19 protein-coding genes, 1 pseudogene and 1 CRISPR repeat array are annotated in these 24,720 nt (G+C 41.6%); of the genes and pseudogenes, 6 read left to right on the forward strand and 14 right to left on the reverse strand.

Annotation, left to right across the window (positions count from 1 at the left end; translation table 11 throughout):
* Positions 1-203: 203 nt before the first annotated feature.
* The 3 genes from NSTC731_RS09320 to NSTC731_RS09330 form a co-directional block, all read right to left on the reverse strand.
* Positions 204-404, reverse strand: a complete 201-nt coding sequence (locus NSTC731_RS09320) for a hypothetical protein (RefSeq protein ID WP_445630558.1) — start codon at positions 402-404, stop codon at positions 204-206.
* A gap of 103 nt (positions 405-507) precedes the next feature.
* A complete protein-coding gene (locus tag NSTC731_RS09325) occupies positions 508-810 on the reverse strand; it encodes a helix-turn-helix domain-containing protein (RefSeq protein WP_445630559.1) in 303 nt (100 codons plus the stop codon).
* Positions 810-1,364 (reverse strand): hypothetical protein, encoded by a 555-nt coding sequence (locus tag NSTC731_RS09330; RefSeq protein ID WP_445630560.1) that lies wholly within the window; start codon positions 1,362-1,364, stop codon positions 810-812. Before NSTC731_RS09330 ends, NSTC731_RS09325 begins: the two co-directional genes overlap by 1 nt.
* A gap of 172 nt (positions 1,365-1,536) precedes the next feature.
* On the opposite strand from NSTC731_RS09330, the gene NSTC731_RS09335 reads away from it, so the two are divergent.
* The 3 genes from NSTC731_RS09335 to NSTC731_RS09345 all read left to right on the forward strand — a co-directional run bounded on the left by NSTC731_RS09335 (position 1,537) and on the right by NSTC731_RS09345 (position 5,361).
* On the forward strand, positions 1,537-1,707 hold the full coding sequence (locus tag NSTC731_RS09335) for a ribbon-helix-helix domain-containing protein (protein WP_445630561.1): 171 nt from the start codon (positions 1,537-1,539) through the stop codon (positions 1,705-1,707).
* 295 nt (positions 1,708-2,002) lie between these two features.
* Positions 2,003-4,162 carry a type I restriction-modification system subunit M gene (locus tag NSTC731_RS09340; protein ID WP_445630562.1) on the forward strand — a complete coding sequence of 720 codons (2,160 nt, stop codon included), beginning with the start codon at positions 2,003-2,005 and terminating at the stop codon, positions 4,160-4,162.
* Complete coding sequence (locus tag NSTC731_RS09345; RefSeq protein ID WP_445630563.1) at positions 4,159-5,361, forward strand: restriction endonuclease subunit S; 1,203 nt, start codon at positions 4,159-4,161, stop codon at positions 5,359-5,361. The genes NSTC731_RS09340 and NSTC731_RS09345 overlap by 4 nt, the downstream gene beginning before the upstream one ends.
* 23 nt (positions 5,362-5,384) lie before the next feature.
* Here NSTC731_RS09345 and NSTC731_RS09350 read toward each other — a convergent pair whose 3' ends face one another.
* Genes NSTC731_RS09350 through NSTC731_RS09360 form a run of 3 tightly spaced genes read right to left on the reverse strand, consistent with a single transcriptional unit; the run spans position 5,385 to position 7,228 of the window.
* Positions 5,385-5,990: a hypothetical protein gene (locus tag NSTC731_RS09350; RefSeq protein WP_445630564.1), complete on the reverse strand. Its 606-nt coding sequence runs from the start codon at positions 5,988-5,990 to the stop codon at positions 5,385-5,387.
* A complete protein-coding gene (locus NSTC731_RS09355) occupies positions 5,990-6,337 on the reverse strand; it encodes an STAS-like domain-containing protein (protein WP_445630565.1) in 348 nt (115 codons plus the stop codon). The genes NSTC731_RS09350 and NSTC731_RS09355 overlap by 1 nt, the downstream gene beginning before the upstream one ends.
* A gap of 15 nt (positions 6,338-6,352) precedes the next feature.
* Positions 6,353-7,228: a hypothetical protein gene (locus tag NSTC731_RS09360; RefSeq protein WP_445630566.1), complete on the reverse strand. Its 876-nt coding sequence runs from the start codon at positions 7,226-7,228 to the stop codon at positions 6,353-6,355.
* Positions 7,229-7,434: 206 nt separating this feature from the next.
* Here NSTC731_RS09360 and NSTC731_RS09365 point away from each other — a divergent pair, with 206 nt between their 5' ends.
* Positions 7,435-9,096: a type I restriction endonuclease subunit R gene (locus NSTC731_RS09365; protein WP_445630567.1), complete on the forward strand. Its 1,662-nt coding sequence runs from the start codon at positions 7,435-7,437 to the stop codon at positions 9,094-9,096.
* Positions 9,077-10,648 (forward strand): type I restriction enzyme endonuclease domain-containing protein, encoded by a 1,572-nt coding sequence (locus NSTC731_RS09370; RefSeq protein WP_445630568.1) that lies wholly within the window; start codon positions 9,077-9,079, stop codon positions 10,646-10,648. The genes NSTC731_RS09365 and NSTC731_RS09370 overlap by 20 nt, the downstream gene beginning before the upstream one ends.
* Positions 10,649-10,660: 12 nt before the next feature.
* Here NSTC731_RS09370 and NSTC731_RS09375 read toward each other — a convergent pair whose 3' ends face one another.
* The 8 genes and pseudogenes from NSTC731_RS09375 to NSTC731_RS09410 form a co-directional block, all read right to left on the reverse strand.
* Positions 10,661-10,855 carry a hypothetical protein gene (locus tag NSTC731_RS09375; protein ID WP_445630569.1) on the reverse strand — a complete coding sequence of 65 codons (195 nt, stop codon included), beginning with the start codon at positions 10,853-10,855 and terminating at the stop codon, positions 10,661-10,663.
* 9 nt (positions 10,856-10,864) lie between these two features.
* A CRISPR array of direct repeats spans positions 10,865-11,258; the repeat unit is 37 nt; unit sequence TTGAGCAACGCCTAACGGCATAAAGCCACGACTCACA.
* 247 nt (positions 11,259-11,505) lie between these two features.
* Entirely contained in the window at positions 11,506-12,144 is a 639-nt protein-coding gene (gene cas5, locus NSTC731_RS09380; RefSeq protein ID WP_445630570.1) for a type I-MYXAN CRISPR-associated protein Cas5/Cmx5/DevS, read from the reverse strand.
* Positions 12,141-13,112, reverse strand: a complete 972-nt coding sequence (locus NSTC731_RS09385) for a CRISPR-associated protein (RefSeq protein WP_445630571.1) — start codon at positions 13,110-13,112, stop codon at positions 12,141-12,143. The genes cas5 and NSTC731_RS09385 overlap by 4 nt, the downstream gene beginning before the upstream one ends.
* Entirely contained in the window at positions 13,090-14,667 is a 1,578-nt protein-coding gene (gene cas8a1, locus NSTC731_RS09390) for a type I-MYXAN CRISPR-associated Cas8a1/Cmx1 (protein ID WP_445630572.1), read from the reverse strand. Before cas8a1 ends, NSTC731_RS09385 begins: the two co-directional genes overlap by 23 nt.
* Before the next feature lie 2 nt (positions 14,668-14,669).
* A complete protein-coding gene (cas6, locus tag NSTC731_RS09395) occupies positions 14,670-15,332 on the reverse strand; it encodes a type I-MYXAN CRISPR-associated protein Cas6/Cmx6 (protein WP_445630573.1) in 663 nt (220 codons plus the stop codon).
* Between the two features lie 436 nt (positions 15,333-15,768).
* Positions 15,769-15,900, reverse strand: a pseudogene (locus tag NSTC731_RS09400) (four helix bundle protein); the annotation flags it as partial.
* A 51-nt stretch (positions 15,901-15,951) separates the two neighbouring features.
* A complete protein-coding gene (locus NSTC731_RS09405) occupies positions 15,952-21,432 on the reverse strand; it encodes a WD40 domain-containing protein (protein WP_445630574.1) in 5,481 nt (1,826 codons plus the stop codon).
* A gap of 129 nt (positions 21,433-21,561) precedes the next feature.
* The gene (locus tag NSTC731_RS09410) at positions 21,562-22,917 is read right to left on the reverse strand and encodes an ATP-binding protein (protein WP_445630575.1); all 1,356 of its coding nucleotides are present in this window, start codon (positions 22,915-22,917) and stop codon (positions 21,562-21,564) included.
* Between the two features lie 286 nt (positions 22,918-23,203).
* Between NSTC731_RS09410 and leuC the strand changes: the two genes are divergently transcribed.
* A complete protein-coding gene (gene leuC / locus NSTC731_RS09415; protein WP_445630576.1) occupies positions 23,204-24,607 on the forward strand; it encodes a 3-isopropylmalate dehydratase large subunit in 1,404 nt (467 codons plus the stop codon).
* Positions 24,608-24,720: the final 113 nt, after the last annotated feature.

Consider the following 24,720-nt stretch of genomic DNA (forward strand, 5'->3'; position numbering starts at 1 on the left):
CGTGGATGAGTGTTTTTTACTTGTGAACAGACAATATACTGATTTTGCGATCGCAATTGTTATTTCGGCGTTCGCATTTGTTATTTTTGCGATCATATTTGTTATTTCGGCGATTAAGGATGTGGCAGAGCAAGTTTCCGTCTGTGTGAGAATGTCAGGTAACAGTAAAATGCGTTGGCGTAGCCCGCCGCAGGCATCGCAACTTACTTTACACTATTCAAATCTTGTTGCTCTAACAGCACATTGAAAATTAGTGTAAAACTCACGTTGGGGATGAGTCGGCGTAAAACTTGTAGATGAGCTTCTGCATCACTGCGGCGACGAAAACGAGCTACAATCTGGTTCTGCATATTAGGTTTAAGCCGGACTATACACCAAGGACTGAGCTTTTCAAGGTAGGTCATCGAATTCTCGTGGTAAAATCTGTAACTTCCAAGACAAAAGCCAGCCTACTGTGACGGTGGCTGGCAAGAAATATCAAATTGATATTGAAATTAGATGCAGTTTCTACTCACTTTCATCTAGAAAACACAGCTTCTGTAACAGTTCTTCGGGAATCTCCTCAAAGTGTTCCAGCAAAAAGTTCATCAGCGCCAGGTGGCGTAAATCGGCTGGCATTGGACGGCGGTAGTTTTTACCTCTAGCAAACCAGCGTCGAACGGTGGAAAGGGAACGATCGCAAATCTGAGCAATTTCTTCGTGGTTCACCTGCCACTTGGTGTAAAACTGCTTGGGAGTCATTCCCAATTGACAATAACTATAGAATTGCATCAAATCTTGCTCTCGCTGCTTGAGTGGATGAGGATTCATCAATGTGTCTCCTCGCTGATTGGTTCTAAATCTTCTTCCCAAGCAATATCGGCAGATGTCCAAGCAGCACTAGGGCAATCTTTGCTCAACCAAATTAGGTAGCACCAACTCCAGCAGCAGCGATCGCAAGCAAAGCTATAAAATCGACCTATGACAATACCCCAGTCAGTATCACTTTCAGTAGAGAGCCAACGCAAGCGATCGCCATATAAAAATCTGGGTGTCTTCGTTACGTCGGGAAAGTTGGCGGGAAGCTGAATAGATGCGTCTGGGTATTTGAGGGTAATCAAGCCTGGGGCTATATCTTGGTGATTGTGGCGGATGAGATTGAGATAAGCGGCAATCAATTTACCATTGATGCTGTGAGTTAACTGTGAAATCAGAATCGCAGCTAGACTTTCTATTTCTTGCGGCTGAAGTTGCATCCAAGTGCTATCAAAGTCTGCGTCAGAGTAGTTGTTGAGCTTTGCTAGTAATTCTATAATGCCGAAATCATCTAAAGCTTGTTGATAAGCTCTGTGTTCATCTGTTTTGTAGCTAACAGGCTTTAACATTGTATATGTCTCCTGTGATATGGGGGCCAAAAGCCAGCATCCGCCCTGAGAAAGTTGATGGCTGGCTTTTGACTTATAAGTAATTATACGCTAAAATAAGGTGTTTTTGTGTTAATTAGTGTGTTTTAATGCGTTTAACATAAAAGTAATTAAAATTGCTTATGATGATGACATGGCAAAAGTAACTGTAACTATTTATATGGAAGAAGAAGACAAAGAGGCCCTGCAATTGTTAGCTGATGCAGAAGAGCGTTCTTTGTCTCAAATGGCGGTGTTAATTGTGAAACGAGCGATTAAACAAGCTCAGAATGAGGGCAAAATTCCACCAAGTCAGGGTAAATAAGGTGTAAACGCTTAGTGGGTTTAAGTTGCGATCGCCTAGTGTGTCAAGAAATAATTAACGAATAGATTTGCTGTAGAGACAGCGATTTATCGTGTCTGCCTCCAAGCGATCGTTGTTGGGACGTTATTTTAGGTTAAAAAATTCCTATATAGGAATTAAACGTGCTAAGTATATTTGTTTGGGCTAGGCGAAAGGATAACAGATTCCCTCGTTGCCAAAACAGTTAATATGTAAACTCATAATTTTTTAGGCGAAGTAGACAGTCACAATTTCGCCTAAGCATCGCTAACAAACTATGCTCAATATCAGTCAACTTGAATCTTCCCTGTGGGAAGCCGCAGACCAACTCCGCGCTAACTCAAAACTCAATGCTAATGAATACAGTATGCCCGTACTGGGGCTAATCTTTCTGCGCCATGCAACAAATCGCTTCAATGCTGTAAAGGCTGAGATTGAAAAGGGTTTATCCTCGCGGGGTGGAAAAAAACGCCCGATTACCAAAGATGACTTTAAAGGAAAGTCAGCAATTTTTTTACCAGAAGAAGCTCAATATGATCGCATCTTGAACTTGGCAGAAAACGCAGATATTGGCAAGGCTATCAATGCGGCGATGAAAGCGATTGAGAATGAAGCCAAGATGTTGCAGGGAGTGTTACCGAAGGAATACACTAGTTTTGAGCCGGATTTGCTGTATAGTTTGGTGCGAATTTTTGACCGGGAGGAGTTACGTACAGCTACGGGCGATGTGTTTGGGCGAATTTATGAGTATTTTCTGAATAAATTTGCCATGAGTGGCGCACAGGAAGGAGGAGAATTTTTTACACCGCCTTCTTTGGTACGGACGATTGTAAATATGATTGAACCTGACCGGGGAAATATCTTAGACCCTGCTTGCGGTAGTGCGGGTATGTTTGTGCAGACGGGACATTTTGTGGAAAATCGCGGTGAGGATGCGTCTGCAAAAATTACTTTTTACGGACAGGAAAAATCGGATACTAACACCCGTTTAGCGCGGATGAACTTGGCGGTTCACGCTTTAGAAGGGATAATTCGCCAGGGTAATACTTTTTACGATCGCTGGGAAGAGTTGCTGGGTCAATGTGATTTTGTCATGTCTAACCCGCCGTTTAATGTCGATGGGGTGAGTCCAGAGAAAGTAAAGACTGACCCCCGGCTGTTTACTAAGAAAAAGATGCCGGGAATTGCGACGAAAACAAAAGTAGTAAGCAATGCAAATTACCTGTGGATACAGTATTTTTACAGTTATTTAAATGAGCGAGGTAGAGCCGGGTTTGTGATGGCGAGTTCTGCATCGGATGCGGGACATGGAGAAAAGGAGATTCGGAAAGAGTTAATCGCTACCCAAGCAGTGGATATGATTATCTCTATTGGCACAAACTTTTTTTACACAAAATCTCTACCTTGTACATTGTGGTTTTTTGACAAGGGAAAACCAGCAGAACGCAAAGACAAGGTGTTGATGATTGATGCGCGGAATGTCTACCGGGTAGTGACGCGCAAAATCCGCGATTTTAGTGAAGAACAACTCCAGAATATCACGGCGATCGCTTGGTTGTATCGCGGTCAGCAGGAACGTTATTTAGGGTTGGTGGGGGAATATTTAAACAAGACGCATCAGGAAGCGGCGACTATTGAGGACACGTTGACACAGTTAGAGTCACCGTTAGCTAAGTTGACACAATTATTGCAGACTTTTAGTGATAGTCTTGGGGCTTCCCTTCCTTTATTAAAAGATTTACCGGAAGTTGAGGGATTAGTTGCTGAAGATATCGCTAATCAGAATATAGAGACTTTCCGCGCTACTTTGGCTGAGTTAGAAGCGGGGATTCAAGAATTTACTGCGCTAAGAGTTGGTTTAATTAGTGAGTTACAAGTGCATCTTGCATGGTTTGCAACTCAAGCTGAGTCACTTTCTACTAATGAAGCGCAAAAAGAATGTGCAGCAAGGTTTGCACTTTTTATTCCCCAATTAAAAACTCTGCAAAAGCACATTAACGAAGTGCATAAAGTCGTTACTCGCGCTATGGAACTGGCGGAGAAAAAGCTAGAAGCGCGGAAACAGAATATTTGGGATGGGAAGGAAGTTAAAAAACAACGTGATGCACTGGATATAGTACGAGATCAGGCTATTTTTGCTATTAAGTCTACGCTGTATATGAAAGCACAAGTTACCTGGTTAGAATCTCGCTTTCCCGAAGCGGTGTTTGTGGATGTACCAGGGTTGTGTAAGGTGGTAACGCGGGATGAAATAACCCAGCAGGATAGTAGTTTAACACCTGGGCGTTATGTGGGTGTGACCGCTTTGGATGGGGAAGATGAGGAAGATTTCGAGGAGAGAATGAGGGAAATTCATTTAGAGTTGGCGAGTTTGAACGAGGAAGCTGTGGAGTTAGCGGCAGCTATCGCAGCGAACTTTGAGGAGTTAGGGATATGACGTGGATTGAACGTAGACTTGATGAATTAGGATATGTCTCTAGAGGTAGGTCTCGTCATAGACCGCGCGATCACACGTCTTTATATGGAGGAAATTATCCTTTTATTCAGACTGGAGATGTAAAGCACTCTCAATTTTACATTAGGTCTTATACACAAACATACAATGAAAAAGGATTAGCTCAAAGTCGCCTCTGGTCAGCAGGTACTTTATGTATAACAATTGCAGCGAATATCGCTGATACAGCTATTCTTTCATTCGATGCTTGTTTTCCAGATAGTATCATTGGATTTATCGCTAATCCTCATATATGTGATGTGAGATATATCAAATATTTTTTTGATACTGTGCAAACACGCTACAAACAGATTGCACAAGGTGCTGCTCAGGATAATTTGAGTCTGCAAAAACTGCTTACTTTTCCAATATTAACTCCACCACTTGCAACTCAACAACGTATAGCTGAGATTCTCTCAACTTACGATCTCCTCATCGACAATAACAACCGCCGAATAGCACTGCTGGAAGAGTCCATCCACCAGCTTTACAAAGAATGGTTTGTACATCTGCACTTCCCTGGTTATGAGTCAGTGAAAGTAGTTGATGGCATTCCAGAGGGTTGGAAGTTGAAAAAGCTTGAAGAACTTGGATTACTTGGTAGAGGTAAATCTAAACATCGCCCAAGAAATGATCCTTCCTTATATGGAGGAAAATTTCCATTTATTCAAACAGGAGAGGTTAAAGAAGCATCTTTATACATTACAAACTACAGTCAAACATATAACGAAAGAGGTTTAGCTCAAAGTAAGCTGTGGGACGCTGGAACATTATTAATTACTATAGCTGCAAACATTGCAGAGACAGCTATATTAACTTTTTCAGCTTGTTTCCCAGATAGTTTAGTAGGTTTTATAGCTGATTCTAATCAAGTAAGCACGGAATTTATCAAGTACTCTATCGATACTATTAAAGTAAGAATGCGGAATGTTTCAACTGGTGCTGCTCAAGACAATTTAAGTTTAGAAAAAATAAGGATATTTGATTTTTTAGTTCCTGATAAAGAAACAATGCAACTTTTTACTAGAATAACTAACCCTATGTTCTTGCAGATGAAAAACTTACTTGTAACAAATGAGAATCTTCGCCAAGCCCGTGATTTAATCCTTCCTCGCCTGATGAACGGAAGCATCGCCGTGTAAAAAATCCTTTATAAGGTTAAATATTACCTTACCAAAAGCTTACCTTGACTTCTGGCTGCGGAAATCGCCCCACTGTTAGCTGTAAAAACTTTAATTCCTGGGACAGTCAAATAATCACCATCATCAGTAATTATTTGTTTTACCCCTGCTTTATCCATCGCTTCTAATATCAGCAAGTCGTAACCATCAAGTAACTGAGTTTGAAACCTAATAAGCGCAGTATTAGTTTTAGTTTCGTCTATCAATATTTCCGTACAAGCAGCAATTGATGTAACCTGTTTCCAAGCAATTTCTACTTCTGCTACTACCTTTGCTCTTTCTGCTGGGTGGTTATGACGGTAATCTTTTGGTTTTATAGTAGAAGAAAATATTTCTCTTTCTGTCTTCTCAATTTGATGAGCTAATTCTGCAAAAGAAAGACCACAATATAGCAGCAAAGAACTAGCAGAAATAGCCTTGGCTACATAGGAAGGATATTCTGTAATCTGATAAGGGCGAGATGAAATACTGGCATTAGTATAAGTGTACCAATACCAGACATTTGTATCCACTAAAAAAATATCATCCTGCTTGGGATTATCAGACTGGATATCCACCACCTCAGCCTGAACTGTATAATTAACAGCCATTAATATGTATTTGCTTGTTCGCTGATAACTTGGTCTAACCGACTACGAAAATTAGGGTCGGAATAATAACGCTTTGAGTTTTCAATTACTAACTTAAGTATCTGCTTACCAACTGCATTGAGATTAGAAAACTTTAGTAGACGATTTAGCTTATCTGGCTCAATATCTCGAAGTAATTGTCCAATGGCAAAATTGAAGAAGGGGGAAGCAAATATTTCTACTCCTGCAAAGTCTAGCTCAACCTGATGCTCTGCTAATAATTCTGGATAAACCAAATCATACACCTTCTGACCATCGCTCGGTGTAATACAGTTTTTGCTTATTAAGGTAAGGATTTCGTGCTTCATACTTAAATCTCTCCCTTAAAACAACAGCTCGTCATCGGCTTCAAAGTCCAAAGCATACAGTGACTCATCGCATAGGAGCGTAATGTTTACCAGCGTTCCTCCAAAAAAACTTTGTTTATTTTCGTAAATTTCTCCATTTTCATCTATTGTCGCACATCCATCATGGCTTAAAATTTGAAGTTTACCCTTATTTATATGAACAAATTGTTTTAAATAGTCAAGACCGATACCACCCGTCACCTGTCCACCTCTAGTAGTTGTTCCTTTTTGAAAAGCCCATTTTAAGGCTTCGTCTGCTCGTAAGTTAAAATTTTTCTGGAAATCACGTACATTCTGGGGAATTCCAACCCCAAAGTCAACTACAGTCAAATTAAGTTCTCTTAACCGGGGAAAATGCTGTCCGCAACTAAAAACACCGATATCAGTTTTTCCATGTTCAAAAGCATTTGCATAGATTTCACAAGTTATCCCAACTATTACAGCTGTTAAAATATCGCTCACATGAACCCAGCCTCTACCCAGCCAATCTTCCGCTAAGTAGTGGATTAAACCATCTCTGTCTTCAGATAAATCTTCTCTGTAAGGAATGGAATTACCTAGCCACGGTTTCTCACCAGCGTTAAATGCGTACATGAAGCCATTTTGCTTTAGGTTCATGCAAACGTGCTTTTTTACCGTCTCCCAGTTAAAGGTAACTTTACCGCCGCGTGACTCAATTAGTCGAGCCAAACCCCCTAAAAATGCAACGGCGTTTTGCCTTAAAAAGTGACAACGGGAAAAATCAAAAATGACCTCTTCTGTTTCTGCTTGAACTTTCTGCCATAGTTGGGACAAGCAGTCAAAATCCTTTGGTTTGTCATTAATAGTGGGAATTTCCAGAATGAGGCTCACAACACTAATTGCAAAGCTTTAGATCGCATAATAACAAGTAAATATTATTGATAAGCTGTTTTTGCTCTTAAGTAATACTAATTAAGTAATCATTAAGGTTTTGATCAGCAAAAAACCATTTTCTTCAGACATTATAAGTGATACTTGCTACTTTCCCAATCTCAAAGCTATCAATAGAATAGCTACCTGTATTACCTATCACACCCATGAGTGCCGAATATTCCGAAGACCGCCTGGTGCAACAAACTACCGCTAACTTCTTTGAACAAACCCTGAAATGGCACTCAGTTTACGCGTACAAAAAAGAAACCTTCGGCACTAACGGTACACTAGGACGCAAAGATAAACGAGAAGTTGTCCTTACACGCTATCTTCGCCAAGCATTAGAGAAATTTAATCCTGGTCATCCACAGCAAGTATACGAGGATGCCATTCAACAATTCACCACATCCAATATTTCAGACCAATTAGTTACCATCAACCAGAAAAAATACCAACTGATCCGCGAAGGTATCTTAGAGAAACCCTACAAAAATCCAGAGGGTGAAACCATCAATCCCCGCCTCAAAGTGATTGACTTTCAAAACCCCGAAAATAATCATTTCCTGGTTGTGCGGGAATTGTCTATTAAAGGTTCTCTCTATTCCAAACGGCCTGATATCATCGGCTTTGTTAATGGTATTCCTTTACTATTTATTGAACTTAAAGCCACACACCGCAACGTCAGAGTCGCTTACGAAGACAACTACACCGACTACAAAAACACTATCCCGGAAATTTTCCATCACAACGCCATAGTCATGTTGAGTAATGGAATAGAAGGGAAAGTTGGTAGCATCACCAGTCGTTACAGCCATTTTCAAGAATGGAAACGTCTAGAGGAAGAAGAAAAAGGCAAAGTTGACTACCAAACAATGTTAATGGGGATGTGCCGTAAAGACAATTTCCTCGACATCATCGAAAACTTCATTCTTTTTGATGACAGTAGCGGTAAAACTATCAAAATTCTAGCTCGTAATCACCAATTTCTTGGTGTCAACCGCGCATTTACCGCCGTTCAACAACGGGAAGTTCGAGAAGGTAAACTTGGCGTTTTTTGGCATACTCAAGGTAGCGGTAAATCTTACTCGATGGCATTTCTCACTCGCAAAGCCCACCGCCAATTACCAGGTAATTTTACCTTTGTCATCGTCACAGATCGCCAAGAATTAGATAATCAAATCGTAAAAACCTTCGCTGGCGTTGGTGCTATCAAAGAGACTAATACTCAAGCGGCCAGTGGTGAACAATTAGCTGAATTACTCAAAGACAACCATCGCTACGTTTTCACGCTTATTCACAAATTCAACAAACCAGGTGAGATTTACTCCCTCCGTCCCGATATTATCGTCATCTCCGACGAAGCGCACCGTACCCAATACGGTAAACTTGCAGAAAATATGCGCCAAGCTTTACCCAATGCGTCTTTCATCGGCTTTACTGGTACACCCTTGATGGAGTCAGAAGAAGACCAACTTACCCGTCGAGTTTTCGGCGGCTACGTTTCCACCTACGATTTCCAACGTGCTGTTGAAGATGGTGCAACTGTTCCCCTCTATTACGACAATCGAGGCGAAGAATTATATTATGACGACAAAGGTAGTCAACGCCAGGTTGCAACTTCCGAGGAACTAAATCAACGCCTCGCTACTGCGATTGAACAATTTGAACTCGACGCTGAACAGGAAGAAGCTGTCCGTCGTCGGTTGGGGGGAGAATATCTCATCCTCACCGCCGAAAAACGTTTAGAATCGAATTGCCCAAGACTTAGTAGCTCACTATACCCAACGTTGGCAAACAGGAAAAGCCATGCTTGTTTGTCTAGATAAAATTACCGCCGTGCGAATGCACGGACTTATCGATAAATACTGGAAACAAGCAATACAAGCACAGAAACAATTAGTCAAACAAGCTGCTGATGAACAAGAGGAAGTGGAACACCAGCAACATCTGCAATGGCTGGAGTCAACCGAATATTTAGTTGTGATTAGCGAAGCCCAAAACGAAGTTAAAACTTTCAAAGATTGGGGTTTAGATATAATTCCCCATCGCCAAGTTATCAAAAGTCGCAATCTAGAGGAAGAATTTAAGAACGAAAAACACCCTTTCCGCTTGGCGATTGTCTGCGCCATGTGGTTAACAGGCTTTGATGTCCCCAGCCTTGCCACACTATATATAGATAAACCCCTACAAGGACATACTCTCATGCAAGCGATCGCCCGTGCAAACCGTGTCCATGAAGGTAAAAATAACGGTTTATTAATTGATTACAACGGTATTTTAACAAGTCTCCGTGCCGCCCTTGCAAGATACTCTCGTGCAGAAGTAGGAAGCGAAGATGAAAGTATAACACCTTACAACGACCTGAACCAATTACAAGAAGATTATGCGATCGCACTTCAAAGTTGTATTGACCACATAGCCAATCTGGGGTTTGACCTGCAAGAACTGCTTGAAACAGAAGGATTTGATAAAATTGCTGCTTTGCCAAGTGCAGTTAATGCAGTTTCTACTAACGATGAATCTCGCGCACGCTTTGAAGTATTAGCAAGGGAAGTCTTCAAAAAGAAACAGGCACTAATTACTGAACCGAAATTAACAGCACCCTACCAAGGTAGATATAACGCCATTGAGCAAATTTACAAACACTTACACGAACAGCACAAAATATCTTTAGATATCAACGCTGTCCTCCGTTCCTTACAAGGTGTTGTTAGCGAGTTCATCAATGTTGATACTTCCCGTCTTCCAGGCGCAGAGTCAGGCAAAACTTACGATATTAGTAATATAGACTTTGAGTTATTAAAAGCAGAATTTGCTAATTCCCAGACCAAAAATACCTCAGTCCAAACCCTCAAAGAAGCCGTCGAACGCCAACTCCAGCGAATGGTACAACGAAACCCATCTCGCATTGACTATTACACGCGCTATCAACAAGTTATCCAAAACTATAACCGCGAAACTGACCGAGTAGCGATCGAACAAACGTTTGAGGAACTTCTGCAACTAGTAAAAGACCTCTCCGAAGAAGACACCCGTGCTGTCCGCGAAGGTTTAAGCGAAGAACACCTTGCCGTTTTTGACTTGCTTTGCTCATCTAAAGATAATTTGGATACCAGAATTAGAAACCGCGTCAAACAAGTTTCTCAGTCGCTAATTGAAGCCGTGAAATCACAATTACAGCAACTAGAAAACTGGCGGGATAAGGAATCTACAAGAGCCACAATTAAGAGTTTTATTTATGATTACTTGTACAGCGAAGATACAGGATTACCTGTAGATGCCTACGATGATAGCGATGTAGACAACCTGAGTAATATAGTATTTCTCCATATCTATCAGCAATATAAAAGTGCTAATAAGCATCCTTATGCAGCGTAATAGTACTTAATATTATTTGCTAAAGCGTTTGAGGTTTTGGTGTAAGACTTCGTGAATGCGTTGGCGTAGTCCGCCGCAGGCATCGCACCAAAAAGGAATTACAGTCTGCCTCTGACAAAGAGCTTCTAGCGCTACTTGCCTGTCAAACTCTGCCAATTGCAAAGGTTGTTCAGGCGATCGCCTGGCTAATAACATTAGCCGCTTCATCTTGCAAGATTGAGCAACGCCTAACGGCATAAAGCCGCGTCTAAGAACCGCCATCTTAAACGCGGCTTTCACAACATTGAGCAACGCCTAACGGCATAAAGCCACGACTCACACTATAACAATTTTTTAAACCTATGCGATTCGACGAACTTTGAGCAACGCCTAACGGCATAAAGCCACGACTCACACAGAAGTTTTACCACTGCCGCTATTGCCAACAACTTGAGCAACGCCTAACGGCATAAAGCCACGACTCACAACTAGAGGTTGGATCTAACGGAGGGAGAGCCGATTGAGCAACGCCTAACGGCATAAAGCCACGACTCACAACATCAAGTATATTCTTATACTGTTGCTCGATTAATTTTGAGCAACGCCTAACGGCATAAAGCCACGACTCACAGCAAAGGCTAAAACCCTTGAGTGATGAAGGCTCACTCACAATTTTACAAGTACCCCTCAGCCGGAGATCCCAAAAAGACAAAACTTATCAATTTCTTGTATTTCTTCAACCTCTAAAACTCAATTTCCCTAACTTTTTCAAGGATTTACAAGCACCTTTTTCTTTATCTAAATTGCTATATCCCTTAATGCTGTAATTCTTTCCGTCATTTTTTACCCTCAATTCTCCTCGCCAGCAGGGGTACTTGTCAAATCGGAGATTGAACCATTGTCCAGGCTAAATCAGGAGGTGATAATCTATCCATTTCCTCAATCCGATACCTCAAAAATCGGGTATTTCTTGACCCCACATGGTCAACCCAATAGGGTAAAGTTAACCTGCCACGATTATCTCTAATCGCCCACTGTCTCACCCCCTCTAGATAATCTTCCGAGACAAGTTTGATCGTTTTAATCAACTGGTCGCTTTCTCCCAAAAATAAACAACCAAACCGTCTTACTAGCTCAGGATGGTCAAACGCTAACTGTATCCTGTCCCTTAAGCTTGGTTGTATCTTTTCCTCGTCAGAACGAACCCAAATCAAACACTTCACATTAGACAAGATTTCTTGATAACAGGGAATAACATTCTCTGGATGGCTAAAATCAGCATTCTTAAACCGTCTCATTTGACGCAAAATTTGTGACTTTTTGGGGCTAGATAACATCGCGATCGCTAATTCTACCCCACAGTGGCGATAGACATTCGTTTCCCCTACCAAAGACAACAACATCCCATACACTGTCGCTGGAGGAGGGACAGGATAGGTTTTTCCCATTTCCCTTGCATGGGACTCCCGAAAAGTCGCAAACGGAACATCCAAATAGAGAATTAATGGTGCAATCATTTTGATTCTCCTAAGCCCAAATCTCTTTTAATGACTGTTTTCAAAGCTTCAATCAGTTCATTTCGATTACGATAAATATGCGCCTTATTAAAAGGGGAATTATCAAAATTATCCAATTGCTGTAACTCCTTAACAATTGTTCCCCCAATCCACAATTGACTAGGGTCAATCTGTCCACATTCCACTTCATCTATAAACTCTTTTGTAAGTTTTGCTTCCTTACTCTTAGGATCGCAATATTCAAAACAATAGGAAATATAGGAAGCAAAATGATTCGTCCATTGAAATACCAAACTATCTGGACAGAAAGGATAATTAAAAATATTACTACTCCCTCCTACCTTGGGCAGGTTCATAATCCCATCTATCAGAGGTAAAATCCGCGAAAAATCTTTGAGATGAGTGGCATTAATTCCAAAATAATATTGATATCGAGTTGCATGATATTCTGTAAAATGGAGAGATGTACTATCCTTCTCTCTGCCACTTTTTGCCCCTAACTTAACTGCACCATCATAAGGCGTTAGCGAAACAGCCATATTCATCCCTAAAGCACCCATTCGCTGATTAGGAGTGCTGGTCTTTGTTTGTTTCTTTTTTCTCTTTGTTGTTGAAGTGTCCTCCTCTGTTTCAGCAGACTCTAATAAAGCAAACCCAAAAATATCATCATCATAAAATTTTTCTGGATCGAAATCTTCACTTGTTAACCGATTAATATGTTCTTCCTCATCCCAGACTCGATTAACCAAACAACCTTGCTTTTGAAGATAAAAACGTAACGCCCAACGAATTGCACTTGAACCTACAAAAGAATGAATTTTACCATTATTCCAATAGCCTTTTTGCAGAATAGTCTTATTTCCTCGTCTAATGTCATGATTTAAGGACGCTAAACCATAACGAGTGAGGACTGTTCCGTAAAGATAATAATTTGGGATATTACTGTCATTCTTCTTCTGAGCCATCATTCACTTCTTCTAGTTTTTGATTGTTTGGCAATGAACTATCATCCCTATTAGTGGGTTTATCTTTGGGCTTATAACTGGCGATCGCTAACAATGACCAAATTCTTATTTCTTGCCAAGGTGATTTTTTAATTAGTAGTGTAATCTCTTCCTGATGCTCATTAAAATACTTATTCAATCCCCCTCTTACTAAAAAGTCAGACAAATATTCCTTAAACGACAATTCATCATAACAATAGTTTAACTCTGCCCTTAATCGTTCAACTTTCTTCTTAATTGGAGGCTCTTTTCCTGACTCTGCTTTGGCGTACATTTTAGCAAAGTTACCCTTCATAGCTTGCTGAAATACCTTAATAAAAATAAGATACTGCTTGTCTTCTTCACTGTTCTCAGCCATTATGATGAATCCTTCTCCATTGGAAAATAACTGGTTAAATAAATATCCTTTTGAATCCTCTATCACCAATTTTTCCCAAAAGTTAGACCACCAATGGATTCCTTTCACTAAATTATCAGCAATCAGGGAGCGAATCGGATTCACTTTAATAAAAATTTGCTGAGGTCTAATCTTCTGATAATTGGTTTGAAAGTATTTTTGAACCTGTTGATAAGTGATTAAAGTAATTTTATCAATTTTAATTTCTTCTATACTCATCAATGTCCTTTGACGAGAAGCTTGATTCATTTTTTCATATAACCAAACTTGACAAGCTTGATAGTAGTCGGCTTCAGGCTGAATATCGTCTAAGCTGTAATAAAGTAATCCTGCTTCACCAAGGCTACTAACATGAAGTTGTTTAGTTTCTAATTGCTGTAATCGCCATCTCCTTTGAGAAGCATCTTCAAAATCCTTGATTTCCGGAATCACCACTAGGTAGCGATGGGGTTTCCTTTCCTTCAAGTCTTCTGATGAAATATGAAGTAAGCAATAATGACAAACTACTGGTATAAATAATAATGCTAAGGCGTATTCAGGTTTCTCTTCCAGTTTTGTAGTATTCTGCGTCCTAGCATGGCGGACAATTCCCCCTAAATATAACCAACTGGTTATTTGAACATAATCCTGTCTGAGTTTTTGGGTATCTGCCTCGCATAACTTCTCTGCAAAGGTTTGATGTGCGTACCAAGTTAGGGATTTGTATTGATACTCGACTTTTTGTTCTTCAACTGTTAGTTCAGTGTTAACTATCTCTCCCGCTTGATAAAACTTATTAAGACGCAGGAAAATAGCGCATATTCCTTCATGAATATGGATTTTGTGCCTTAAATCTATTAGATCATTGTCTAATCCTGTTAAATGAATTAAACCTGTATGATTTAATTGAAAAGACTCCTTAATTAACCAAGATAGGGCGACAAAATCACTTCCTTGCCAGAATAATTCAATAGTATCAGCAGTCAAAGACCATGATACATGTCCTCCCCGTTGACGAGATGAGGGATATTGCTTCTCTAATCGCTTTAAAGTCATGTAAAGTCCCGTCATTCCCACGCGGTGCATTATTGTCGTATCCGCAGCGTCGAGAGATAAGGAAATTTTGGGTTGGGTAGCAACCATGATCAGGTCTCCTCTTCTTCCTTGCGGCGAGTCGCTGCGACAAATATTCCACACATCATCTTTCGTTTCCCGCCAATTCCCTGTTCTTGCAAGGTTAAGGAATCTTCTGGGTTGAGTTCGCTGATTTTTATGCCAAATCCTCTAACTTTAAACTGTTTTCCTTGTTTATTGATGGTTAATTGTCTTCGTTGAGGCGTTCCATCTTGTCGGGTAAGAAGTTCAATTTTTCCTTGTATTCCTAAATTATCCAGTTGCCGTTGCACAGCTTCAAGAAAGTTAGTAGAGTCTTGAAACCCTTTAATTATGACTAATCTGGAATAGACACTTTCTGAAGAAATTAACGGTTTGTAGTCGGGAATATCTAGTTGATAGGAATTTTGATCTATATGAAAAGCTTGACCCGCTAAATAAGGATAAACTAAAGGAATTTGTTGATGATAAATCCGAATTTTTAGACGAGATTGAGCAGTGAGTTCAAGCAAATTGTTCCTGTCCGGTATTCCAGCAATCGGATGAATACCAATAGACTTTAGTTCGTGAAGGCTAGGACAAATCCTGGACAAAGCACTATAGATAGCATAACCATTATCAAGAGGAATCGGTGCGCCTCTCAGCTTAAACGTTAAGTCTACATATTCCTCACTATGAAGTAATATGGCTACCATAGATGGAAATTCCCAGAAAAATTTAAAAATGTCAGAGTTTGTTTAATACATCAACATCCTCTTGTGCAAAATTGCCCTCATCGCCAACTACTTTGGTTAGAGTGGCAGCTTAGGCTATTGTTCGCAATGTTCTCACTGATTAGGAGGAGCTTCCAATACTCCAGTAATTACTCAGAACAGAGGGATAGCCAAAAGTTTCTATCCCATACCAGCATGAACCGCTTCTGCTCTATTTTAGAAAAATTCGGTGCTTTCCTGCTTTCTATGCTTGATTGGACTCACGGCAAGCTTATCCTTCCAATTTGGACTAGCGGCAAATTTATGGTTCTAAACTGTCAATTTCATCCAAAATTAGCTGACGCAAGAATGAGGGTTATAGTGTTGTTGACGGCAAAGTTATGGTTCCAGTCGCGGCAAACTTATGGGTAAAGTCACAAATTTGGTCAGTTAAGGAATATCGCTCCTCAACAGGAAATTTTTTCGAGATTTCAAATATTTTCATCGCTGCGGAGAACGCCAGTTGATAAACCTCTAAATTTTCATGAGTCTTGATAGATTCTTTTCCCATCCCCTTGTCCCTTTGTCCCCTTGTCCCCTTGTCCCCTTGTCCCCTTGTCTCCTATTCCCTCTTACCTTGATTCGCCAACTCCTTCGCTCTCGCCTGGGAATCAAACTTTAATTTATTATTCCACTGCTTTGCTTTGTTGAACTTTTCAACAGCGCCATTAATATCATCATTTCGCGCTAACTTCTCACCTTGGATGACTAACGCTGTCGCCCCTTGCGCTAACCGAGATGGAGTTTGGCATGATTGCAACTCTTCTAACACTTCTGGATGGGCAATGAAGTAATTATTTAGCAAATTGCAACCACTGTGTAATAAATTATCGAAATCCAAATCCCATAAAATTATTGTCTTGTCATTACTAGCAGAAGCTAACTGTTGTCCATTGGGGCTGTAGGCGATGCTATTGACCCTATCAGTATTACCAGTCAGGGTTTTGAGAAGTTGACCACTGCTGACATCCCAAATTTTGATCGTCTTGTCCCAACTTGCAGAAGCTAACTGTTGTCCATTGGGGCTGTAGGCGACGCTAAAGACATAACTGTTATGACCAGTTAGGGTTTTCAGGAGTTGACCACTGCTGACATCCCAAATTTTGATCGTATTGTCATAACTTGCAGAAGCTAACTGTTGTCCATTGGGGCTGTAGGCGATGCTACTGACCATATTGCTATGACCAGTCAGGGTTTTCAGGAGTTGACCACTGTTGATATCCCAGATTTTGATCGTCTTGTCCCAACTTGCAGAAGCTAACTGTTGTCCATTGGGGCTGTAGGCGATGCTACTGACCTCATCTCCATGGCCTTTGAGAGTGTTGAGGAGTTGACCACTGTTGATATCCCAGATTTTGATAGTGTTGTCATCACTAGCAGAAGCTAACTGTTGTCCATTGGGGCTGTAGGCGACGCTGTTGACCGTAGTGCTATCACCAGTCGTCAGGGTTTTCAGAAGTTGACCACTGCTGACATCCCAGATTTTGATAGTGTTGTCATTACTAGCAGAAGCTAACTGTTGTCCATTGGGGCTGTAGACGATGCTATTGACCTGACCGCTCACGCTCAGGGATTTGACGAGTTGACTGCTGCGGACATCCCAGATTTTGATGGTCTTGTCATAACTAGCAGAAGCTAACTGTTGTCCATTAGGGCTGTAGATAATGCTACTGACCCCATCCCTATGACCCTTGAGAGTGTTGGGGATCTGACCACTGCCAACATCCCAAATTTTGATAGTGCTGTCAGCGCTAGCGGAAGCTAACTGTTGTCCATTGGGACTGTAGGCTACGCTAAAGACCATATTGCTATGACCCTTGAGAGTGTTGAAGAGTTTACCACTATCAACATCCCAGATTTTGATGGTGTCGTCATGGCTAGCAGAAGCTAACTGTTGTCCATTGGGGCTGTAGGCGACGCTACTGACGACATCGCTATGGCCTTTGAGAGTATTGAGGAGTTTACCACTATCAACATCCCAGATTTTGATGGTCTTGTCAGCACTAGCAGAAGCTAACTGTTGTCCATTAGGGCTGTAGGTGACGCTAATGACGACATCGCTATGACCAGTCAGGGATTTAAGGAGTTTACCACTGCCAACATCCCAGATTTTGATGGTCTTGTCAGCACTAGCAGAAGCTAACTGTTGTCCATTAGGGCTGTAGGTGACGCTAATGACCGAACTGTTAGCACCAGTCAGGGATTTAAGGAGTTTACCACTGTGGGCATCCCAGATTTTGATAGTGTTGTCATCACTAGCAGAAGCTAACTGTTGTCCATTAGGGCTGTAGGTAACGCTAATGACGACATCGCTCACGCTCAGGGATTTGAGGAGTTGACCACTGTGGGCATCCCAGATTTTGATGGTCTTGTCAGCACTAGCAGAAGCTAACTGTTGTCCATTAGGGCTGTAGGTAACGCTTTTGACGTCATCTCCATGGCCTTTGAGAGTGTTGAGGAGTTGGCCACTGGCAACATCCCAGATTTTGATAGTGGTGTCAAAACTAGCAGAAGCTAACTGTTGTCCATTGGGGTTATAGGCGACGTTAATGACCCTATCACTATGACCTTCTAAAGTATTCACTTCTATGGCACGGTTTTCTTTCTTCTCCTTTGGCTTTAAATAAACCGCTTGCTGTAAAGTTGCCACAGTTTGCATTAAGATATCGCTTCTGTGCTGCGCCCAAATTGTATGCTTGAGTTTGCTACCTGCTTTTAAGGCTGCTATTAAAGCATCTGGATGTTTTCCAGAGACAAGATAGGCTTCAGAAGAAGTATTGATGGCGCTAATTTGATTAACATTTGCCTCTAGTGACCACTGGAATGTTGCTGCTGCTAAAGCAGCAAATCCTAAACCTGCGGCCACAGTACCAAAAAGGGCGCGTTTGAGAAAGCTATTTAGTTTCGCCTCACTCAGTTTTCTTTCTTTTCGTTCCTTTTCAAGTTCCGCCATCACCTGCTTTAACTTCGGTTCCTGTTGCTGGCGGATAAAGGCGGCGATATAGTCGTGTACCAGTTGATAACGGTCGGCGGGGTTTTCTGGTAACAAAACCACTAAGCCGGATTGGACAAAAATTTCTAAAATCAAATCTAATTTACTGATTTCAGAAGCTTGTTTCGCCCTAGCTTCCGATCCCCCCGCCTGCGGCGACCCCCTTAAAAAGGGGGTTGAAAGAATAAAGCCCCCCTTTTTAAGGGGGGTTGGGGGGATCTCCGAAAAGTACGGCTCAAAATCTGCTTTCAATTCAGCGCGAGTCTTTAAAGGGCGCGTTCCTTTTTCATCCGTCAGCAAATACAGTAATATGTCTGCTGCTTGCTGATTTTCTTCACCACAATCATTAACAACTTCATGCAAATAACGTTTAACCAATTCGTCCTTAGTGCCACGCTGCCGATATTCTGCCAGAGTTGTAATATTCTCCGTTTGCAGTTGCGCCCCTACAACCTGCAACTCAATAGGACGAACTTCGCCCAATTCCCCAGCTAAATCTTGTACCAGTTGTTCAACTAAAGCAGGTTCTAAATGAAAACTAGTATTTTCAGTTAAACGCTGAATAATTGACTTGGTATCAGCAGGTGAGAAGTTCCCCAACTTGTAAAGCACATTATTACTGAGAATGTCATTGCCAATAATCTTGAGACTGGATAAATCATTGCACTCCAGCAAGTAATGGATGTAATCCACCCGCAGCGATAAAATAACTTTCACCGATAGAACATTCAGACACTCTCCCAGAAACTCAAAGAATTGCTTTCTTTGTGCAGGTTCGGTGTAAACAAAGAAAAATTCCTCAAATTGATCGAAAATTAACACCGTGCGGAGGTTACACTGTTCGTTTTCTTTGAGTTTGGATATTAAATATTGCGTAGTTCCGAGTTCTGAGGGTGGAAGTTGACCTTCTGAGGGTGAAAGTTGACCTTCTGAAGGTGAAAGTTGACCTTCTGAGGGTGAACGTTGACCTTCTGAGGGTGAAAGTTGACCTTCTGAGGGTGGAAGTTGACCTTCTGAGGGTGAACGTTGACCTTCTGAGGGTGGACGTTGACCTTCTGAGGGTGAACGTTGACCTTCTGAGGGTGAACTTCCAAGTTCAAAGGTCGAAACTTGCAGTTCTAACTCCCCCTCATCCCCTTCTCCCCTGCCCCCTGCCCCCTGCCCCCTGCCCTCATCCCCTTCATTCCCCAAAAGCCTCCCCAACTCTTCCGCCCAGTTAGTATAAACCCGCATTACCACCGGCATATAATCTTGAACACCGATCGCTTTATCCTTTAAAGCTGGCACTAGTCCCGCATTCACCAGGGAACTTTTGCCTACACCTGATTGCCCATGAATTACTATCAACTTATAATCAGGGCGACCCATGCGTTCAATCAAACGTTCTACATCCAACAGGCGACCAGATGCAGCAATTTCTGGGGCAATGTTTCCTTGAGGAGAGTTTGAGCGCAATGTCTCTACAAATGCCTGCTTTGTCGCTTCTAACCTACCCGCACCAATAAAAGCCCGCAAGCCAAATTGTTGTTCAATGGAACGCTGTTGCTGTTTGATTTTGTATGCTTTGAGATATTCTTTCTGCTCAAAATAAAACTGCTGCAAAAATCTGATAATATCCAAGTAAAGTCTGACATCTTTTAAAGGATTACCCACATCTCTTGCAGTTTCTAAGTTGAGAGTTGCCTGTTGAAGTTGACCTAAATGGTATTGAGAACGACCTAATATAAATCGATATAAACTCAAATCTTTTGATTTTAAATCTATTTCGGAAATCTCAGATCCAACCCCTGATATACTCGCTGATTCCACATTGGGAATTGTAGTAAAAACTTTCAAGGCTTGCTGAACTAGCCGATTTGCTTCAATCCAGTTTTTTTTAGCCAAAGCCACCTCAGCTAAAAAGCCGTAATCTTTGGCTAATTCTCTTGGCTGGTTGTTAGTTTGATGTACTACTAAAGCTTTTTCTGTAAGACTCTGCAAAGTTTCCCACTTTTGTAAGTCTCGCAAGATATCGCCGAATTTAACTACTGCATTAGCAATTAAATCTGGCTGAGAATATGGAAAACCTCTCTCCAAACCTCTCTCCTGGAAGGAGAGAGGCTTTGAATTCTCCCCATTTCCTAGTAGGGAAGGAGGTCGGGGGGTTAGATTTCGCGTTAACTTTTCTAGATTAGGTGAAAACTCAGTTAAATCTGGACTTCGGAACTGATTAATAAAATTTATATACTCTTGAAGATAATGCCAAGTCACTTGCCAATCGGGATGATTGATATCTTGATGTTTAAAAGCTTTGAGATAATAACAAAAGCTAATTTCACCGAGGATTTTTATCTGATGTTCTATATTATTACTTTGCTGCCATAGCTCAAAAGCTTTGTGATAATGCTGTAGCGCCAAATCTTTTTGATTATTTATTTGTTTGATAAAACCTAATAAAGATTCTAAATTAGCTTGGATTTCTAAATTATAAACATCTGGTTTTTTAAGTAATTCTCTTTGTGCTGTTTCTAGCTCATCTTCCAATTTAAGATATATATTAATGCTAAAATTTAATTTATTGCTAAACCATTGATTAGCCGTTTGGATAACAAAATCTACTAATTGTTGTGTTGATATATCAAAATTTCTCGTAGTTGCCCAACTTTCTAAATCTGGCGCAAGCTGTATTAGTTGCTTGTAGATTTCATCGTCAATCCAAAATACTAAGGGAAAAGAAAAATTCTTGCGAAACTCTTCCCGCACCTGATTTGCAGAAGTTAACATTACAGACAAATTCTGCACTGATTCTAAACCCACAACCATTACACAGGCTGGTATTTGTTCGCCGAATTCTTCCTGAATCGCAGTATAAAGAGTTCTGTTCGATTGCTGCACCGCCAAGACACAAATTTCGACTTGACAAATTTCTTGCAGTCTGGAGATTAAGCGATCGCGCAAGCTAACATAATTACACCGGGCCAAAATCAACTTAAACTGTCCCGCCGAGGACTCAATCGCCCAAGCTAATTGTCGCAGTCCCTTTTCATTTTCAGGTTGCTGTGAATCTGTCATACCAATTTGGAATTTGGGATTTGGGATTAAAAGAGCCAGGGCGAATAGTAGATGTGGGGTGTGTAACGCGAAGCATAACGTACCGGAAACCGGAGATGGTGCTTACGGAAGCCGTAACACACCCTACTCTTAAGAAAGGTTCAACTCTCTTGCTTCTGCCAAAACCGGATTAACATCAAACCAAGACTCGCCACTATCGCGATATTCAAAGACAAACCGACTGCGGATCAGTTTTTGATATCCTTGGTCATCACTAACCTTTTTCCTTTCCTTGACATGACGTAACAATTGCCACTCATCCTCAGAAATCGGCAACATTATTTCATTCCGCCGCGAACGAATCACTTGCTCTAAGGTTTCACGGGTTAAGGGAAGACTCATTTCTTCCATAATCCAAGTATTCAGCAGCCTCAGCACGTCCCGCACATGACCACCGCTCATTTGACATAACCGCTCAAGGCTAGCAGCACTATCAAAAATCTCGGTAACTTGATTTAAACGCTCCTCTGGTTTCAGATCGGGAAAAGCTCTAGCTAGTACCAATTGCTGCATGAGTGACATTCCCTGTGTATGAACGCTGCCATCAGCCCATTGGATAGGAACCATTGGTAACACCTTGGGGTCTTCTGGGAAACGCTGAGTCAGCATTCCGTAATCATTGGAAAACTTCAAAGATAAGGGCATGGTGTAGATGAGATGACAATTCAGCTTCGTCAAAAACTCACCTTGATCGACAAATAAATATTCCTGCTGCGGACGACCCCAAGGTTTGGCACGATTATCTATGCGGTCAAGATTATCGACAATTACCACCAGACCATTTTTACCCTGCTGTTTGAGTTTAGCGATCGCAGGTTCCAATAATTCTTGATTAATCGCTTCCAGTAGCTTAGTTTTTTGCGGTGCTAAATACTGATTGAGTTTTTCTCGCAGCGCTGGGTCATTTTTCATCTTCGCGGTGATTTCACCAATACCCACAGACAGAGAAAACTTATCTTTATCTCCCGATAAACCGACATCACCAACCCCCGGAAGCTTAACTTTTCCCGCCGTCACCTCAGCGTTTAAAACTTTCCAAGCACCTTGCAGCAACTCATTAAACTTGTTGGGTGACTCCAGTATAATTTTATCCAAACTTTGACTTACACGCCGAGCGATCGCTAGCAGCACATCGGCAATATCAACATCGGTCATTTCCAGGTCATCGCTAGACTCAAAATAGACCACATGGAAACCTAACTTTTCCAATTCGGCCTGCAACCGTAATAGTTCCGTTGATTTTCCACAACCAATATGCCCAGTAAATAAAGTGCAGGTGGGTTCATTTGGCTTAAAAAAAGTAATTTTCTGCTTCAGCTTGCCAAGAATATCACCACCCCGGACTGAGGAAAAATCTATGTAATACTTGCCATCAGAGCTATTGCTGACAAACAGAGTTCTACTAGGATCGCTAGCCTGATAAAATTCCCGTAAATCTATGGGCATAATCTGGTAGTGCAATTATCTCGTATTGTCTTAACATATCCTTGTGAAAAAGGATAAAGTTATTTACATCTTTGCACCTCAATATTTCGGATTTACTGCGTCAAAAGTGACATTTTCTCTCTGACTCTGTGTTCTCTGCGCCTCTGCGGTTCGTTAAAAAAGAATAAAACCACAGAGGCACAAAGGGCACAGAGAAATAAGATGTAACTATATGAAGCGATCTGCAAAAATCCAGACTATTTTTTGATACTATTTAAGACCGGACTCTTTAAATACTGATTGACGTATGAGCAAAGGTACCCTGTTTGATAAAGTTTGGGACTTACACACCGTCGGTACACTTCCCTCAGGGCTGACGCAACTATTTATCGGGCTTCATTTAATTCATGAAGTCACCAGTCCCCAAGCCTTTGCTATGTTACGCGAGAGAAGTCTAAAAGTACTATTTCCAGAGCGTACCGTCGCCACAGTCGATCATATTGTGCCCACAGAAAACCAGGCGCGTCCCTTTGTGGATAGCTTGGCAGAAGAAATGATTCAGGCGCTCGAACAAAATTGTCAAGAAAATAACATAACTTTTTACAATATTGGTTCTGGTAGCCAGGGTATAGTTCACGTGATCGCTCCCGAACTCGGACTGACTCAACCCGGAATGACGATCGCTTGTGGAGATAGCCATACTTCCAGTCATGGTGCATTTGGTGCGATCGCATTTGGTATCGGTACTAGCCAAGTTCGGGATGTTCTCGCTTCCCAAACCCTCGCCCTCTCGAAATTGAAAGTCCGCAGAATCGAAGTTAACGGCACTCTCAACCCTGGTGTTTACGCCAAAGATGTCATTCTGCATATCATCCGCACCCTTGGCGTGAAAGGTGGCGTAGGCTATGCTTACGAATTTGCAGGGACTACATTTGAGCAAATGAATATGGAAGAGAGGATGACTGTCTGCAATATGGCGATCGAAGGCGGTGCTAGATGCGGTTATGTCAATCCCGATCGAGTCACTTACGATTACCTTAAGGGAAGAGATTTTGCACCCAAAGATGCAGATTGGGATAAAGCAGTAGCTTGGTGGGATTCCATCAAGAGCGATGCTGATGCCCAATATGATGATGTGGTGATATTCAATGCTGCCGAAATTCCCCCTACCGTCACCTGGGGGATTACTCCCGGTCAAGGTATCGGTGTCCACCAGTCAGTGCCTCAGCCAGAAGAACTGCTAGAAGAAGACCGATTTATTGCCGAAGAAGCTTACCGCTACATGGATTTATATCCCGGTCAACCGATCAAGGGTACTAAAATCGATGTCTGCTTTATTGGGAGTTGCACCAACGGCAGAATTAGTGATTTGCGAGAAGCTGCGAAAATTGCCAAAGGTCGCCACGTAGCAGAGGGAATCAAAGCCTTCGTTGTCCCTGGTTCCGAACGGGTCAAAGAAGAGGCGGAAGCGGAAGGACTGGATAAAATCTTTCAAGAAGCCGGATTTGAGTGGCGCGAACCGGGATGTTCTATGTGCTTGGCGATGAACCCCGATAAGCTACAAGGAAGACAAATCAGCGCCTCTTCCTCCAACCGCAACTTTAAAGGAAGACAGGGTTCCTCCTCCGGTCGGACATTGTTAATGAGTCCGGCGATGGTCGCCACTGCTGCCATTAAAGGCGAAGTCTCTGATGTCCGTGAACTCTTGTAATTATAGAGGGGCATTGGGCATTGGGGAAAGGGAAAGGGGTAAGGGGGAAAGGTTAAATTTATCCCTTTAGCCTTTACCCTTTACCCTTTACCCTTTAACCTTTTCCCCTGCCC

It is taken from the genome of Nostoc sp. DSM 114167 (genome assembly GCF_052692655.1).